Genomic DNA, 16147 nt, shown 5'->3' with positions numbered 1-16147 from the left:
TCATAATTCCTGTGGACACACCACAGGAATTATGGCATATATGTGGTCATCCCAAAGGAGACAGCACGATGTCGGAACCGGAACGTCTGGAACTGTTACAGGGGACCCTCGACCTGATGGTCCTGCAGACCCTGCTCGCCCTCGGGCGGCTGCACGGCTACGGCATCGCACGCCGCATCGAACAGGTGAGCGGCGACTCTATCCTATTGAATCAAGGGACGATCTACGCATCGCTGGTGCGCCTCGAGCAGCGCGGCTGGATCAGTTCGGAGTGGGGTGAATCCGACAACAAACGCAAGGCCAAGTTCTATTCCATCAGCGAGGACGGGCGCAACCAACTCGCCAGCGAAACCCACAACTGGCAGCGGCTGTCGGATGTGATGGCGAAACTGTTTGCCCTGAAGGGGGGTGGACCGGCATGAGGAAGTTGCTGTTGGCGAAGTTGCTGGCGCTGTGGGGCAAGCGCCGCCTGGACGCGGAGTTCGACGAGGAACTGGCCGCTCACCTCGCAATGTTGACGGACGAGTACCAGGCGAGGGGGCTGAGTGAGCGGGATGCGCGGCGGGCGGCCCGGCTGAAGCTGGGCGGCGTCGACTCATTGAAAGAGGCGAACCAGGACCAGCGGGGCTGGCCGCTGGTGGAGTCGGCGTGGCAGGACATCCAGTATGCCCTGCGGGGCTGGCGGCGGAACCCGGGCTTCGCCGCGGCGGCCATTGGGACGCTGGCGTTGGGGATTGGGGCGAACACCAGTGTCTTCACCTTCCTGAACACGGTCATGCTGGATGGCCAGGCGGAGGTGGACGGCCGGGGGTTTGTCCAGTTTTACCCGCAGAAGCTGGTGGCGCCACCGAACGGACAGTGGGCGCAGGAGGGCGATCGCGGGGTCTCGTATGACGAATTCCTGGCGTATCGGAGCCAGGCGCCGTCACTGGTCCAACTGGCGGGCTGGAGCGAGTGGCACCCGGCCTATGAAGCCAATGACACGACGGCCAATCGGACGCAGGTGAAACTTGTCTCCTACGACGCCATGAGCGTGGTAGGGGTACGGCAGCCGTTGTTGGGGCGGTGGTTCACGCAGGAGGAATGCGCGCCGGCGGGCGACGGCTCCGTGGCGCTGATCGGGGAACGGCGGTGGAGGCAGACGTTTCGTGCCGATGCCGGGGTGCTGGGCCAGAAGGTGCGTCTGGAGGGGCGAACGCTGACCGTCATCGGCGTGCTGCCGGAGTCCTTCGACAATCGCGCCATGGGCGCGGCCGATTTCGTCGCGCCGCTATCGTTCCAACGCCTGTTGGGCTCGGACGCGGGGCTGTTTCACACCACCCGGTGGCTGGAAGTGGTGGGCCGGATGAAGCCGGGTGCGAACCTGCGGCAGCTGCATGAGGAGCTGAATGCAGTGGCGCGGCAATTCGATACGCAGAATCCGCGCGAGTCGATGGATGTGCTGGTGACGGACGGTTCGATGGTACAGCGGCCGTTCCTGCGTCCCAAGCTGATGCTGATCCTGCCCCTCTTGCAGGCGGCGATGGCGCTGGTGCTGCTGATCGCCTGCTCCAACGTGGCCTCGCTGCTGCTGTCGCGGGCGGCAGTGCGGCAGCGGGAAGTGGCGGTGCGGCTGAGCCTGGGGGCGGGCCGCGGGCGGTTGCTGCGGCAACTCTTCACAGAGAGCGTGCTGCTGGCGGCGGGCGCGGGCGCCTTGAGCCTGTGGCTGGCACTGCGAGTGCCGCCGTTGCTGGCGATCATCATTCCCGCTCCGCAGCGTCCGATCCTGGCGCCGGAGTTCCGTTTGGATCTGAGAATCCTGGGCTATACGGCGGCGGCGGCGCTGCTGGCCGGACTGCTGGCGGGAATGGCTCCAGCGTTCGAATCCGTGAAACTGGACATCTACTCGTCGCTGAAGGGCACGGGGTCGGTGTGGTCAGGGCGGCGAAGATTCCGCGGCTGGCTGGTGTCGGTGCAGGTGGCGGCGAGCCTGGTGCTGCTGCTGGGCTCGGGGCTGCTGCTGCGCACGGTGGAATCGGTGCGCGAGATGGGCAGCCAGTTCCGGCCGGATACCCTGATGGTGACGGATCTGTGGTTCCGTTCGGAGTCGTACGATGCGGCCCGGGCGCTGCGGACACAGGACGAGTTGCGGCGGCGGGTGGCCGTGCTGCCGGGGGTCCAGGTGGTCTCGTTTGCCGATGGCCTGCCGATGCGCGGGGCTCACCGGCGCGAAGTCGTGCTGCCGGATGGCTCCCGACGGAGCGGCGCCGCGCGGTTGACCGATGCCGGCTACTTCCCGGCGATGGGCCTGCCTCTGCGCTTGGGCCGCACGTTCTCTCCGGCGGAGTTGGAGTGGACCAGCGCCGAGGTCTGGCCGGCGGTGCTGGCGCAGGAGGCGGCGCAGGCGTTCTTCCCTGGAGTGGATCCGCTGGGTCAGCGGCTGGAAGTGGAGCAGCCGGGCGGACGGATCCGGGCGCAGGTGATCGGCGTGGTGGCCTCCACGGGGCCCATCCCGACCGAGAGCCCGAATGTGGTCTATCTACCCGTAGCGCTGGGGCGCGAACGGACGTTTCTGCTCACCCGATTCAGCGGCGAGGGGGCAGCATTGGAGCGCGCGCTACAGGAGTTGCGGCTGAAGTCCGAGCCGGGCCTGATGCGGGGGACGCAGACGCTGACGCTGGTCTATGAGGAGCTGCTCGCGGCACTGAAGCCGCTGGCCGGCGTGGTGGCGGCAATCAGCGGGCTGGCCGTGGTGCTGGCGATGATCGGAATCTACGGAGTGCTGGCGTTCACGGTAAGCCAGAGGACCCGCGAGTTGGGCATCCGGCTGGCGCTGGGCGCGAAGGCGGGCGAGGTGTCATCGCTGATGATGAAGGCGGGGTTAAAGCCCGTGGTGGTGGGCCTGGTGGCCGGCCTGCCGTTTGCCGCGGGCCTGGTGAAGCTGTTGTCGCGCTTCACTCAACAGATGGGGATGGGGCCCTGGGATGGGCGCCTCTACGGGTGGGTGTTGGTGCTGCTGCTGGGCTCCGCCGCGCTCTCGATGCTGGCGCCTTCGATCCGCGCCGGGCGGGTCGATCCACTGCGGGCCCTACGCGAAGAATAGGCCCCCATAAAGGCGGGCGCGCCTTCAGCCGATAATCAGGACATGAGGACCATTGCGTTCCTACTCGCGTTGCCGGCGGCCCTGTTGGCGCAGCAGAGCCAGTCGACCACCGCGGTCTACGACATCAATGGACATCGCGTCGACTGGTCTCAAAGCCAGGCCGGAGACGGACGCACGGCCCAGACCCAGCGCAACCTGAACGGGCGCAGCGTGCCCATCGAGAAAGTGGAAGAGAAGGTCGTCAAAAATGAGGGCGGAGTGCGGGTGGTGGAGCGCACGGTCAGGCGCTACGATGTGACCGGCAATCCCCTGCCTCCGGAAAAAGTGGTGACCGAGACAGAAACCCGCGCTGACGGCACGGCAGTGGAAAAGTCGACGGTTTACCGCGGCGACCTCAACGGCAATCTCCAGCCGGCGGAACGCACAGTGAGTTCGACCCGCAAATCCGGCAATACGGCCGTGACTGAGACCGAGGTCGAGCGCAATACCATCAATGGCGGCTTTGAACGCGTCGAACGCCGCGTAGCCCAGGAGACGACGGAGAAGACCTCCAGCGAGCGGGACGAGACCGTGTATACGCGGGACGCCAATGGCCGGTTCTCCGAGGCGGGCCGCAAGGTGGTGCGGTCAAAGACGGAGGGCGGCGTCCAGCAGGAGCAGGTGGACGAGTATGAATCCGCCACATCGGGCAGCCTGAAACTGGCGCGGCAGACCGTGGCCCGAGTCTCCAAGCAGGCGGATGGCACGGAGAAGCGCGAAGTGGACGTCTTCGGACCGGCGGCACCGGGCCGCGCGATTCCCGACAGCAGCGCCATGCAGTTGCGCGAGAAACAGGTCTTCACGTCGAAGCAGAGCGGCGACGGCAGCGTGGTGCAGGTCTTCGCTGTGCAGCGCCCTTCCGTGAACAGCACGAAGGAGTTGGGTCCGCTGCAGAAGATCAGTGAGACGGTGTGCCAGGGAAAGTGCCAGTAAACTGCGCTTTGTGGTGATGCCAGCCGGTGCGGTGCTTATGTTCCTCCAGCGCGTTGTAGAGGATGGGGCAGATCCAGGCATTCCGGACGACTGACGACATCCTGCTCCCCAAAGTCGAGCCATGCGCGTCGACGTGAGGAAAGTTGTGGCAGGCATCCGGACGCGCCTCGTAGATCAGGCATAAGTTGCCATCCAGAAACACGCAGGCGTCGTTTTCCTGGCGCAGCATCAGCCGGTGTTCGACCGGATCCTCTTCCACATACTCGTGCAGGTCGGTCTCCACCGGATCGTTCAGGAAGGCCGCGATGCGGGCAATCTCCGGCTCCGTCACATTGACGCGCGTCTGCCGGCAGCAGTTGGCGCAGGCCCGGCAGTCGATGAAATGTTCGATTTCGACGGCAACGTTGTAGAAGACCTGGTCAGGGACATGGTGATGGCGCAGGAAGCGTCGAAACTCGGTGTTCTCGCTCTCTTTCGCGTCAGCCAGACTCCGGATCTGCACCAGGTCGGTGACCAAGTTTCAGGGTACACCTGTCGAAGCAGGGCAGGCGGACAACAATCTGCCCGCCGGATCACCAAGTCAGTTCAGTTTCACCGGTACCCGTCCTTCCCGTGAAGGTGGCGCAGGTGTCTCCATCAATGCGTCCTGGAACTCATCCTCGGAGACCAGCACCGATTTGTCAGGACAAGTATGGTCAAGCGTCCGAAAGTCCAGCGCGATGCGGCGACCGGATCGAGCCACTGCTGACAATGTCAAGAAGGGGCGCTCCTCCATCGCGTCCCAGTCCTTTGAATCGCCGCAGACTTGGGCTCGGGTGACCGCCATAGTCCGTTGTGTGAGGTCCCGGTTCGTTTTCCCGATACTCACCATGACCACGCTCAGCCTATCCTCGACGGAGTCGGCGAAGACAAGCGACTTGCTATCCTCCGACCAGCGCAAAGCATCCGCGCGAAACACATGGGTCAAAGCGGGCGGAAGCCCGGCGTGCGAGAAGGGCTTGCCGTCCGCGACGCGAGGGTACAACACGAAACCCCGACCGGAGTAGAGGTCGGCCTCCATGCCTACCGCCGTGTTCCTTGCCGCATCGCCGGTCAGGTCGTAGAGCAGGTACTCTTCGGAGGGCTCAAGGTCGCTGAACCGCGGCCAGAAGGCTCGATAGGCCAGCCAATGCTGATCCGGAGAGATCGCGGGCGTGGTGGCAAGGACCTTGTCCAGCACGCGCCCATCGGATGAATCGACGATGTAAATCTCGAAGGAGATTTCGGTCACGCGTCCAAACAACAGAGTTTTGCCAGCGATATTCGGGCACACCTGTTCCACCCTGCCGACGCCCGGCAGATGGATCGTGACAACGGATTTGGCCAGTTGCATCGTGACTTGCGTGCCGCTGCTCTCGTCCGGCACCGTCGTGATGCCGGGAGGCGCAATTGCGCCGGCTTCACGGTGCCCGCACAACTCCGGCTGGCTCGCCAGAATCTGCGCGTCTGCCTCGGATGCAAGGCTCAGGGTAAGGAAGGCCGCCGCGGCCGCGAGCGGGAAGGAATTCCACCGGTGCATCACTGGTTTCCGCCTGATTCCGAGACACAGGCTCCGGATTTGCACTAGATCCGCAACGAAACCCCATCCTACGACCTTCAGGATTTGTGCGCAATCATCTCGATGTCGCCGCCCATTCGGCGTACCACATTCCGCCGAATCGCGCGCACCGCGGGGCGGGCAGATTGCTTCTGCGCGAAGCCGGACTAAAGCTCTTCGGGATAGCGAAATGCGCGCCCAAGAACCAGGCGAGGACCAGCCCCACTTTCGGAGGCCACCTTGAATCTGTCTATCTGTGGCCGAGGAACATCAGCCAGCCCAGGCCAAAGACAGTCGCGGCAAACCAGCCGAACGACGTCAGGCCATAACGCAGGCGTTCCTTGTCGGTCTTCTTTGTCACCACGCCCAGCACGGCGCTCGTGAACAAAGCGAAGAGCATGGTGGCTTCGAAGTGGGAGAGGTTGATCTTCGGCATGCTGCTAGTCCTTCCGTCCCACGGCGATTTCGAACGCGTCGACCACGGCCAGAACATTGAAGAGCCCGGCCGCCACCAGGAACTTGGTGCCATAGTCCACCGTATGCCCCGCGATGTCGGGCGCGGAATAACCGAACATCTTCGTCAGGATGTACAGCACGCCGTTGGACAGATCCGCCAGAAAGCCGCCCACATAGATGATGGTCGTGAGCAGGTCGCCTGTCATGGGCTGGAACATGTAGCCGCGCATCGTGAGTCCCAGCAGGAACATGATGACGGAACAGCCGCAGAGGATGGCGCCGCGATAGGTCTTCTTCAGTAGAAAATGGCCGCCGCCCGGCACCAGCCAGGCGACTGCGACAACGGGCAGCCACTTCGTGATCGGCGGCATCGCCGGGTACGGACTCATGACCTTTTCGCTCATAGGGAGTGTCTCTATCAGCCTAACATGACCTCTTTAGTGAACCGGTTGCGTAGCCAGCCAGACCAGCGCTTCCAACACCCTCGCCCGCTGTAAGTCGTTGACGATCAAATATCTGTCGCGTCCGCCCACCGACGGCTGGAACTTCGTCATCCCTTTGTCGTCAACAGCGATGCGGCCGGGCTGGGACAGCGTGAAGTAGCCCGCATCGGGGCGCAGCGCGGCCAGCACGGCCGTCAGATCCCACGTCTCGCGGTCGTAGGGAAACTTCATGTAGTTCTTATACCCGTCCACCACCGGATTCTTCGCCGACCACGCGAAGTCGTTGCTGATGGAGCGCGCCGGGAACTTGATCGTCTGCCCGATCTCGTAGCCGCTCCACACCGTCAGCGTCGGCCAGTCGGCCACCAGTTTCTTCGCGCTGGGCACATCTTCCTTAACGTTGTACTCGGGCCCGTGGTTCGTAAAATCTCCCGCCATCAGCGAAAGCAGCTTCACCTTCTTCGCGGCCAGCTCGCGTCCGCCCGGCGATGCCAGCAGTCGGGCCAGATTCGTGGAGAAGCCCACCTGAATGACGACGACGCTGCCGTCCGGTTGGGCGCTGAGGGTCTTCTTCAGCAGTTCCACCGCGTCCTCAGTCTGGTTGCTGAACGGATAGCGGCCCCCATCGATGGATTTGCGCAGGTAGTTGCCCTCCTCCTTCGTGACGCCGTTCTTCACCATCCCGATGGGGATGCCCGCCCGACCATAGAACGTATTCACGGCACTCACAAAACGCGGAGCCCACGGATTGTCCTTGGTCACGGTGACGGCGACCAGCCTGATCTCGCCGCGCGACTCCAGGCTATGGAGCATCGCCAGCGCCAGTGCGTCGTCGATGTCGTTGCCCATGTCGGTATCGAAGATCACCGGGATGGGCGGAGCCGCGCTCAATGCCATCGCGGCGGCAAGAAACAGAACGGCGAGCTTACGTTTCATGGTCAATACTCCACATTCATCAGACAGAGGCCGGATGCCGGGACGGCGGGTCCCGATTTGGCCGGATAGCCGGGTTGCAGGCGGGCCAGCAGATCGGCCTCGGTCAGGTTGCCCTTGCCCACCTCCAGCAGCGTGCCCATGATCATGCGGACCATGTGCTTCAAAAAGCCGCTACCGCGCACACGATACACCAGTTCCCCGCCCTCGCGCCACACCGCGGAGGCAAAGATCCGCCGCACCTTCGAGCGCCCGAGCTCATCTTTCTCATCGGCGGCGGCAAAGGCCGTGAAGTCGTGCTCCCCCTCCAGCAGCGGCGCCGCGGCCCGGATCGCCTCTTCATTCAGGAGATAGGGATGGTGGAAGACATACAGACGGCGCATGGGCGGACAGATCTCCTCCCGCCAGATCCTGTACTCATAGGTCTTCTCTTTGGCCTGGAAGCGCGGATGAAAATCGGCCGCCGCCTCTTCCACGGAAGTCACGCGAATGGAGCGCGGCAGCAACCGGTTGACCGCTTTGCGCAAGTTGTCGCACGGAATCGGATTTTTCAGGTCGAACGCGGCCACCTGCGCGATCGCATGGACACCGGCGTCAGTCCGGCCGCTGCCGTGAACCTGCACGGGCGCGCTCTCAATACCGGTGAGAATCTGTTCCAACCAGCCCTGTATGGTGGGTAGGCCGGGCTGGACCTGCCAGCCGTGAAACTCCGTGCCATCGTAGGCGACGGTGATGCGGATGCGGCGCATGGCCGGCTCAGGAAGGGCGCGAGCCGGGCTTCACCACCGGCAAACCCTGCTCGCACAGCGGGCATTCGGCCGGATTGTAGGCGGTCACATTCAGCGTCACCAAAGCGGCGCGAGGGACACTGACATCCGCTTTGCCGCCACTGCGGTCGATCACTGAGCCGGCCGCCACCACTTCAGCGCCGGCCGCCTTCAGCAGTTCCACCACTTCCAGGGTGCTGCCGCCGGTGGTGATCACGTCCTCGATGACGACAGCCCTTTCTCCGGGCTGCAGCGAGAACCCTCGACGGAGAGTCATCTTTCGATCTGTATCCCGTTCCGTGAAGATATGCCGGACCCCGAAGGCCCGCGCCACTTCATGGCCGATCATCAGGCCGCCCATCGCTGGAGATACAACAACATCCACGGAAGATGTTCCGGTGAGGGCCTTGATCGCCGCGGCCAGTTCCCGGCCGCAGGTCTCGGCATGGTTGGGGTGCTGCAGCACCAGGGCGCATTGCAAATATTCGGGGGAGTGTAACCCACTGGTCAGCCGGAAGTGTCCTTTCAAGTACGCGCCGGTCTGGCGGAAAATGTCCAGGAGGGATTCAGGAGAGAGTGCCACTTCGCGAATAGTCTAACATTGGAGCCCCCCGGGTGAGTGTGATTCGTCCCACCATCGCTACAGTCTGTCCGGAAGCGGACACATTTCATCTCCGGAGTAGGGCTTCCCGGGGCGTCCCTGCGCTACCATGAAGTTGATTTTGCAGGAACATCCGCCTCGTCAGCAGCGTTCTAGAGTTTTGACCTAAAAACGCAATAAGCCGAGCATCCATACAAAGCAGGAAGTTCTCAAGATGAATTTGATCCGACCGATTCTCGCCGTGTTCCTCTCGGCGCTCATGATTGCACCAGCCAGCCTGGCCCAGGCTCCGCAGGCGCCGGGAACGCCCGCGTCCGCGGGTGTGAAGACCGACTTTTCGACGTTTCCGACGGCCAAGGGTCCGTTTTTCATCCGCGACTACAAGCAGGCCGTTGTCGACCCTATCAACCTGCAGAACTCGAGCCGCCTGGAGTCCCTGATCAAGGGAGGCAAGATTTATCTCGGGCTGGACGATGTGATCGCACTCGCCCTGGAGAACAACCTGGATCTCGAGCTTCAGCGCTATACGCCTCAGTTGGCGCAAGCGGATTTGCTGCGCGCCCAGGCCGGCGGTCTGTTGCGCGGTGTTCCGACAGCGGTCAGCAGCACCTCCGGCTCCGCCCAGTCGCAGGTGACCGGCGGCGCGACCGGCGGCACCACCGCCACGACCGCGAGTTCGAGCACTACCTCCAGCGCCGGCGGCGCCGTGATCACACAGACCGGCACTTCGATTCCGAATCTTGACCCGTCGTTCTATTTCTCCAGCCAGTTCGGCCACCGCTCCTCACCGCAGTCGAACACGGTCACCACCGGTACGACGGCCCTGATCTCGGACTCCCGCTATTGGAGCGCCGGTTACCAGCAGTCGTTTCTGTCCGGCACCACGATGAGCTACGGCTGGAACAACACCTGGTTCAAGTCCAACAACTATCGCAGCGACATCAACCCCGGCTGGAACCCCAATATGACCCTGCAGATCACGCAAAACCTGCTGCAGGGATGGGGCCTGGCGGTGAACAACCGCAACATTCGTGTCGCCAAGAACAACATCCGCCTCTCGGATCTCACCTTCAAACAGCAGGTGATGACCACCGTCGCGGGCGTGGTGAACCTCTATTGGGACCTGGTGAGCTACAGCGAGGACCTCAAGGTGAAGAAGAAGGCCCTTGAAGTCGCCCAGAAGTTCTATGAGGACAACAAGAAACAGGTAGAAATCGGCACCCTGGCGCCCATCGAAATCGTACGCGCCGAGGCCAACGTCGCCCAGGCGCAGCAGGATCTGACGAACTCAGAGACGTCGCTGCTGCAGCAGGAGACCATCGTCAAGAGCGCGCTCAGCCGCACCGGCGTGGCGAGCCCCAGCCTTTCCGAGGCCCGCATTGTCCCCACCGACACGCTGATTCAGCCGACCATCGACCTGGCCATCGACCTAAAGCAACTCGTCGAGACCGCGCTTAGGGAGCGGCCGGATGTGGCCCAGACCCAGATCAACATCGACAACACTAAGATTGGTTTGAACGGCAGCCGCAACGCCCTGCTGCCCTCGCTGCAGGTGCAGGCCACGGCGACGAACAATGGCTTAGCTGGTCCCGCCAACACAGTGCCCGCCCCGGCAGGGCAGGACCCCGTTGTACACAATGTGGATCCCTTCTTCCAGGGTGGTTACAGCACAGCCCTCTCCCAGTTGTTCCGGCGCAACTTTCCTGACTATTCCATCGCCTTCAGCTTGAACGTACCCATCCGGAACCGCACGGCCAAAGCCGACTACGTCCGCGATACCCTCTCGCTACGCCAGCAGGAGATCAACGCCCAACGGCAGATCAACGACATCCGGGTGAACGTCCAGAACGCCCAGATCGCGGTCATCCAGGCCAAGGCCCGGTATGACTCGGCCGTGAAGGCGCGCGTCCTGCAGCAGCAGACGCTGGACGCGGAGAACAAGAAGTACGCCCTGGGCGCCTCGACGGCGTTCCTGGTGGTTCAGACACAACGCGACCTGGCACAGGCACAGGGCACCGAAGTATCCGCACTGGCGGGCTACAGCCGTGCGCGAGTACAATTGGATCTGGCGACTGCTCAGATCCTGAGCAAGTACAAGGTGGAAGTGAGCGAAGCGCGGATCGGCAAGAGCTCGCGGCCCATCACAACTCCGCAGAATTAGACCTCGGCCTACCTCCTCGGGCCTGTCGACGGGGGCCGGTTGCTAGGGAGTCAAGCGATGAGCGACGACTTCTGAGCGGCTGGCCCCCGAATTCATGCAGTCCACCCTCAGCAACAACTCCATCTTCTGTACCTTCCGCCCTGGCAGAATCTTCCGCCCCGCCAGTTCAGACCTCAGCAACGGCAGGTCCGTCAAAAACTCCCCCGCCGCTTGTGTCGCGTTGGCGTTCGTGCCGGCGATCAGCAGAATCGGTCCCTTGTTGGCCAGATTGGGCATCAAGGCCACCACGGCATAGGCGACTCCCGCGGTCTGATTCTGCGCTGTCGGGACGTAGGACGCCTGTTCGCCCTGGCGCGGTGACCGGTTCAGCACTAGTTGCATTCCACGCACAACATCCACGCTGACGTGGAAATTCAGGCGGTCATGGATCAGCTCCACCCACGGATTGGACGGAGCACTGCCCAGCAGGATCATCGGCCGGTCTTCCTTGAAGTCGTCCACCTGCATGTTCCGCGCGGAACGGACAAACGACGTGACGCCCCAGCGATCGAGGAGGATCGCGATCCTCGAGGCGGTGACCGCGCTGGCGACGCTCGTGTAGGGTACCCCGCTCAGCGGAAGCATCGCCGGCGCCTGTGCCTTCAGCTCGTACAGCCAGTCGAGGCTCGAGTATTCGGCGAGCGTCATTTCCCGATGGCTGAACGACTTATGCAGCGTGAAGTTCGCGTCGGTGAGGATAATGCCCGCATCGGCACGGCCGGCGAAACCCGACCAGGGGAGCACATCCGGGCGGACCGACACCGCAACGGCCGATCGAAACTTCCAGTTCTGATAGCCGAGCACGGCGCAAGCCAACACCAGTACTACAAGGGCGAAGCTCAGCCGCATCTTGGAGAGGAAAGCATTGGGCGGCCGGGCAGTCGGGCCTTGGGGGACCTCCGCGGGCCCGGGCACGTCCACCGGTTCCTCTACAACACGCTGAAATTCAGGGACATAGGTGCCGGCGGGCAGGACAATCCGGACTCGGCTGGCAGCGGGGACCCGGCTGTAATAGGCCTGCAGCCGTTTTCGCACGCTGTTCGCCGAGACCCGCACAATCGCATCCTGGCCAGTATCGTAGGATGCATCGCGGCCGAAGATCTCGATTCCGATCGTCCTTTCCTTCAGCCGCTCCAAGCCGCCGCTGAGGGCATTCTCAACCAGGTAAACCAGTAGCGTCCGTCCACGCTCGGAGCCGGCGAATTCCGAGCTCTCCAGAACCTGGCGCAACTCGAAGAGCACCTCGGCGTCGGGCGACGCGGCATTGGAGCTTGCGGAGGACGGCACCGGATCTGGGGTGGCCTTCTGTGCCATGTTACGCCTCAGCAATGCTAACACCTTAACCGTTTTGCAGCAATTTCCAAAGATCGCCTTACCTTTCAACAACGTAGCGTGCCGTTAGCAAACCGGTTAAACGCCAACTGACGGGCCAGTCGGTGCAGAATTGACGGGCGGGCTTCTGGAATGACTGACTTGGCCCGGGTAAATATACAAGTTAGTCCACGTTCATCAAAGGGGTCGGATTTGAAGTCCAGAACGATTGCAGCCCTTCTTGTCATGTTTGTAGCCGCCACCTTGACGCTTGTAGCGCAAGCCGTGAACGGCACCCTGCTGGGCACCGTAACAGACGCGAGCGGAGCGTCCGTTCCCAACGTCAAAGTCACTTTGACCGAAACCAATACCGGCGTCACCAAAACGGCGACGACCAATGACAGCGGCAATTACAACTACCCCGACCTGCCGCCAGGCACCTACAGTGTGACCAGCGAGGTCACAGGCTTCAAGAAGGTAACCCGGACGGGAGTCACCCTCCAGGTGAATACCACGGCCCGCGTCGATCTGGTCCTGCAACCCGGCAACGTCTCCGAAACCATCGAAGTCTCTGCCCAGGCCGCCCTGCTCCAGACGGAAACGGCGACCACGGGCAGCCAGATGTCGGCCGTGCAGACGGAAAACCTGCCCCTGGGCACGAACCGTAACTTCCAGAATCTGTTGAACCTGGTGCCCGGCACCAGCCGCGCGTCGTTCCAGCACTCGCAGTTCTTCAATGCCGCCAGTTCCCTGCAAACGCAGGTCAACGGGCAGATGCGCATGGGCAACAACTACCAGATCGAGGGCATCGACAATAACGAGCGCACGGGCCTGCTGCAGGTCTATATTCCACCAATCGAAGCCATCCAGAACGTCGACGTGGCGACCAGCAACTTTGACGCGGAACTGGGCCGCGCGGCCGGCGCCGTCACGAACGTGATGCTCAAGTCGGGCACGAACGAACTGCACGGCGCGGCCTATTACTTCATGCGCAACAGCGCGCTGAACGCCCGCAATTTCTTCGATACCTCGGTGGGCCACCAGGCTTACAACTACTTCGGCGGCAATGCCGGCGGAGCCATCATCAAGAACAAGCTGTTCTATTTCGGCGACTATCTGAGAATCACCGATCACCAGGCGAACACCAACCGCTTGAACATTCCAGCCGCGGACCTTCGCACGGGCGACCTAAGCCGTTCCACTACGCCGATTTACGACCCGGCCACCGGCAATGCCGACGGCACGGGCCGCGTCCCGTTTACCAACAACGTCATCCCCACCAGCCGCATCAACCCCATCTCCGCCAAGATCCTGGGCTTGGTCCCGGCCCCGACCTCAGCAGGCGACACCAACAACTGGTTCGGCCTGCTGCCCTTCACCAAGGACACCGATTCCCTCGACTGGAAGATGGACTACAACAAGTCGGATAAAGACCGCCTCAGCGGCCGCTTCAGCTTCGCCCGGCCTGTGGTTTTCCAGGCCCCTGCCTTCGGCGCGGCCGGCGGCGCGGCCCAGAGCGCCTTCGCCGGCACCGGCATCCAGCGCACCTATAGCGCCGGACTGAACTACAACCGGGTCTTCTCCACCACCCTGGTCTCCGAATTCCGCGTGGGCGTGGCCCACTACCGGAACGATGCCCAGAACGCCGACTTCGGCACCAAGTCGTCCGAAGCGCTGGGGATTCCCGGCGTCAACATCGACGCCTACTCCAGCGGCCTGGTTGGCATCAATTTGAACAACGGATACAGCAACCCGTTGGTAGGCTACAGCGCCAGCCTCCCCTGGAAGCGCGCCGAAGCCAACATCGACATTGCCAACACCTGGACCAAGACGTTGGGCAACCACACGATCAAATGGGGCGCCGACATCCGCCGCGTTCGTGACGATTTGCTGCAGATGCAGACGTTCAGCCCGCGCGGCGTCTACAACTTCGGCGACGGCCAAACCTCCATCCCAGGCGCCAAGACCAGCTTTATGAACAACATGGCCAGCTTCCTGCTGGACGTGCCCAGTTCCGCCGGCCGCGACCTGGCCACCTACTTCCCGGCCTACCGCGCCTGGCAGTCGTTCTTCTTTCTCCAGGACCGCTGGCTGGTCACCCCCAAGCTGACCGTCAATATCGGCCTCCGCTGGGAACTCTATCCCCCGGCCACGCCGCGGTTTAAGGGCGGCTTCTCGAACTACGACCCGTACAAGAACACCCTCTCGGTCGCCGGTTACGGCAGCGTCCCGATGAATCTGGGCATCACCAACCACAAGGACTACTTCGCGCCCCGCCTCGGCATCGCTTACCGTCTCAACGACAGGACGGTCATCCGCGCCGGCTCCGGCATCAGCTACACGCCCTTCCCGGACAACAGCTACGCCTACAACTACCCGGTGCGCGCCAACAATTCGTTCAACCCGGCCGTGGCTAGCTACGGTCCGGCGATCCTGCCGGACGGCTCCGTCGCCACCTTCCAGAAGGGCTTCCCTGCCCCCATCCAGGTGCCCATCCCGGATAGCGGAATCATCACGAACCCCGACAAGAATCAGGCCTATTTCGTCGTGAATCCGGGCTACAAGAATCCCCACGTCATCAGTTGGAACTTCGCCATCCAGCGCCAGTTGCCGATGCAGCTCGCCCTCGACGTCACCTACGTCGGCAACCACGGCGTGAACACCGGCCTGAACTACAACCTGAACGCCGCCACCGTCGTCGGCCAGGGGAACAACGGCCTGCCGCAGTTTGGACCGTTCGGCCGCACGGCCTCCACCAACCTGCTGTTCGCCGGCTTCTCCTCCATGTACAATGCCCTGCAGGTGAAACTGGACCGCCGTTTCCAGACTGGCCTCACCATGACCACCGCGTACACATACGGTAAGGGCATGGCGTTCCAGGACGGCGACGACGGCGGTGCGGCTTACTACATCAACTTCCGCCGCAACTATGCCCGCACCAACTGGGATCGTACCCACACGTTCGTCCAGAGCTATGTGTACGAACTGCCCATCGGCAAGGGCCACCCTTTCCTGAACTCGGGCTGGGCCTCCCATGGCCTGGGCGGATGGAAGGTCAACGGCGTCCTGACTCTCATGTCTGGTATGCCTGTGAACTTCAGCTACAGCGCCGCGGGCCTGTCGGCTCCGGGCAACAGCCAGTCTCCGAATCAGATCGCGCCCATCGAAGTCCTGCACGGGATCAACGTGGGCAATCCCTGGTTCAGCACCGGCAGTTTCGCGGCTCCGGAAACCGGCGTCTTCGGCAACCTGGGCCGGAACAACTTCAGCGGACCGGGCTTCTTCAACCTGGATTTCTCGCTCTTCAAGATCTTCAGGATCTCTGAACGCATGGGCCTGGAAATTCGCGCCGAATCGTTCGGCATCACGAACACCGCGCAGTTCAACAACCCGAACACCACGCTCGGGAACGCGAACTTCGGCTTCATCACCGGAGCCGGCGGCGGCCGCAACATGCAATTGGGCGCCAAGCTCACGTTCTAGACTGCCGCTGCGGAACAAACCCAACCGGCCCGGATGTTCAACGGCATCCGGGCCGGTGTGCATTTCCGGGTTCCGTTTTGACACCCAGTTCCGAAACGGGACGGAGTGCCCGGCGTAAGTGCTTGAGTTTACGTGGATCGCATTTGGTCCGACGCCTGCTTTAGAAAGGACTGTGAATCCACAGGGCGAACTCAAGAAGCGCGGTTGTCTCCTACTTCCCTGAACTGCTACTCCTCTCCTCCCCCAACCCTGTTCCCCACCTTTCCTCGTTTCCCCACCCAGCCGGCTTCTTGAGTTCAAAGTTTTTTCGGTGCGGGGAGCAA

The 16147-nt window shown here is 62.7% G+C and carries 13 protein-coding genes; 5 read left to right on the top strand and 8 right to left on the bottom strand.

The features are described 5' to 3' along the window. Nucleotides 1–68 precede the first annotated feature (68 nt). The 3 genes from IRI77_RS04070 to IRI77_RS04060 are packed head-to-tail and all read left to right on the top strand — an operon-like array spanning nucleotide 69 to nucleotide 4054. Nucleotides 69–422, top strand: coding sequence for a PadR family transcriptional regulator (locus tag IRI77_RS04070; protein ID WP_194450805.1), 354 nt, complete (start codon nucleotides 69–71; stop codon nucleotides 420–422). Further along, nucleotides 419–3082, top strand: a complete 2664-nt coding sequence (locus tag IRI77_RS04065) for an ADOP family duplicated permease (RefSeq protein WP_194450804.1) — start codon at nucleotides 419–421, stop codon at nucleotides 3080–3082. Before IRI77_RS04070 ends, IRI77_RS04065 begins: the two co-directional genes overlap by 4 nt. Nucleotides 3083–3124: 42 nt before the next feature. Continuing rightward, nucleotides 3125–4054, top strand: a complete 930-nt coding sequence (locus IRI77_RS04060; RefSeq protein ID WP_194450803.1) for a hypothetical protein — start codon at nucleotides 3125–3127, stop codon at nucleotides 4052–4054. Here IRI77_RS04060 and IRI77_RS04055 read toward each other — a convergent pair. From IRI77_RS04055 to pyrE, 7 genes are all read right to left on the bottom strand, one after another. Further along, the gene (locus IRI77_RS04055; protein ID WP_194450802.1) at nucleotides 4020–4571 is read right to left on the bottom strand and encodes a YkgJ family cysteine cluster protein; all 552 of its coding nucleotides are present in this window, start codon (nucleotides 4569–4571) and stop codon (nucleotides 4020–4022) included. The genes IRI77_RS04060 and IRI77_RS04055 overlap by 35 nt on opposite strands. A 63-nt stretch (nucleotides 4572–4634) precedes the next feature. After that, nucleotides 4635–5612 carry a hypothetical protein gene (locus IRI77_RS04050; protein WP_194450801.1) on the bottom strand — a complete coding sequence of 326 codons (978 nt, stop codon included), beginning with the start codon at nucleotides 5610–5612 and terminating at the stop codon, nucleotides 4635–4637. A 268-nt stretch (nucleotides 5613–5880) separates the two neighbouring features. Continuing rightward, the gene (locus IRI77_RS04045; protein WP_194450800.1) at nucleotides 5881–6066 is read right to left on the bottom strand and encodes a hypothetical protein; all 186 of its coding nucleotides are present in this window, start codon (nucleotides 6064–6066) and stop codon (nucleotides 5881–5883) included. 4 nt (nucleotides 6067–6070) lie between these two features. Continuing rightward, nucleotides 6071–6490: a DUF6677 family protein gene (locus tag IRI77_RS04040; protein WP_194450799.1), complete on the bottom strand. Its 420-nt coding sequence runs from the start codon at nucleotides 6488–6490 to the stop codon at nucleotides 6071–6073. A gap of 33 nt (nucleotides 6491–6523) precedes the next feature. Further along, nucleotides 6524–7465, bottom strand: a complete 942-nt coding sequence (locus tag IRI77_RS04035) for a nucleoside hydrolase (RefSeq protein ID WP_194450798.1) — start codon at nucleotides 7463–7465, stop codon at nucleotides 6524–6526. A 2-nt stretch (nucleotides 7466–7467) separates the two neighbouring features. Beyond that, nucleotides 7468–8211 (bottom strand): tRNA pseudouridine(38-40) synthase TruA, encoded by a 744-nt coding sequence (gene truA / locus IRI77_RS04030; RefSeq protein ID WP_194450797.1) that lies wholly within the window; start codon nucleotides 8209–8211, stop codon nucleotides 7468–7470. A gap of 7 nt (nucleotides 8212–8218) precedes the next feature. Beyond that, nucleotides 8219–8812, bottom strand: a complete 594-nt coding sequence (gene pyrE / locus IRI77_RS04025) for an orotate phosphoribosyltransferase (RefSeq protein WP_228486589.1) — start codon at nucleotides 8810–8812, stop codon at nucleotides 8219–8221. A gap of 232 nt (nucleotides 8813–9044) precedes the next feature. Here pyrE and IRI77_RS04020 point away from each other — a divergent pair, with 232 nt between their 5' ends. Beyond that, nucleotides 9045–10991 carry a TolC family protein gene (locus IRI77_RS04020; RefSeq protein ID WP_194450796.1) on the top strand — a complete coding sequence of 649 codons (1947 nt, stop codon included), beginning with the start codon at nucleotides 9045–9047 and terminating at the stop codon, nucleotides 10989–10991. Between the two features lie 42 nt (nucleotides 10992–11033). On the opposite strand, the gene IRI77_RS04015 is transcribed toward IRI77_RS04020, so the two are convergent. After that, on the bottom strand, nucleotides 11034–12344 hold the full coding sequence (locus IRI77_RS04015; protein ID WP_194450795.1) for a hypothetical protein: 1311 nt from the start codon (nucleotides 12342–12344) through the stop codon (nucleotides 11034–11036). A gap of 210 nt (nucleotides 12345–12554) precedes the next feature. On the opposite strand from IRI77_RS04015, the gene IRI77_RS04010 reads away from it, so the two are divergent. Then, nucleotides 12555–15824, top strand: a complete 3270-nt coding sequence (locus IRI77_RS04010) for a TonB-dependent receptor (RefSeq protein WP_228486588.1) — start codon at nucleotides 12555–12557, stop codon at nucleotides 15822–15824. The last annotated feature ends 323 nt before the right edge of the window (nucleotides 15825–16147 follow it).

The sequence above is a fragment of the Paludibaculum fermentans genome (assembly GCF_015277775.1).
Classification (GTDB): domain Bacteria; phylum Acidobacteriota; class Terriglobia; order Bryobacterales; family Bryobacteraceae; genus Paludibaculum; species Paludibaculum fermentans.
Note: the sequence above shows the minus strand (reverse complement) of the source record. Positions and strands in the feature narration are given on the sequence as shown.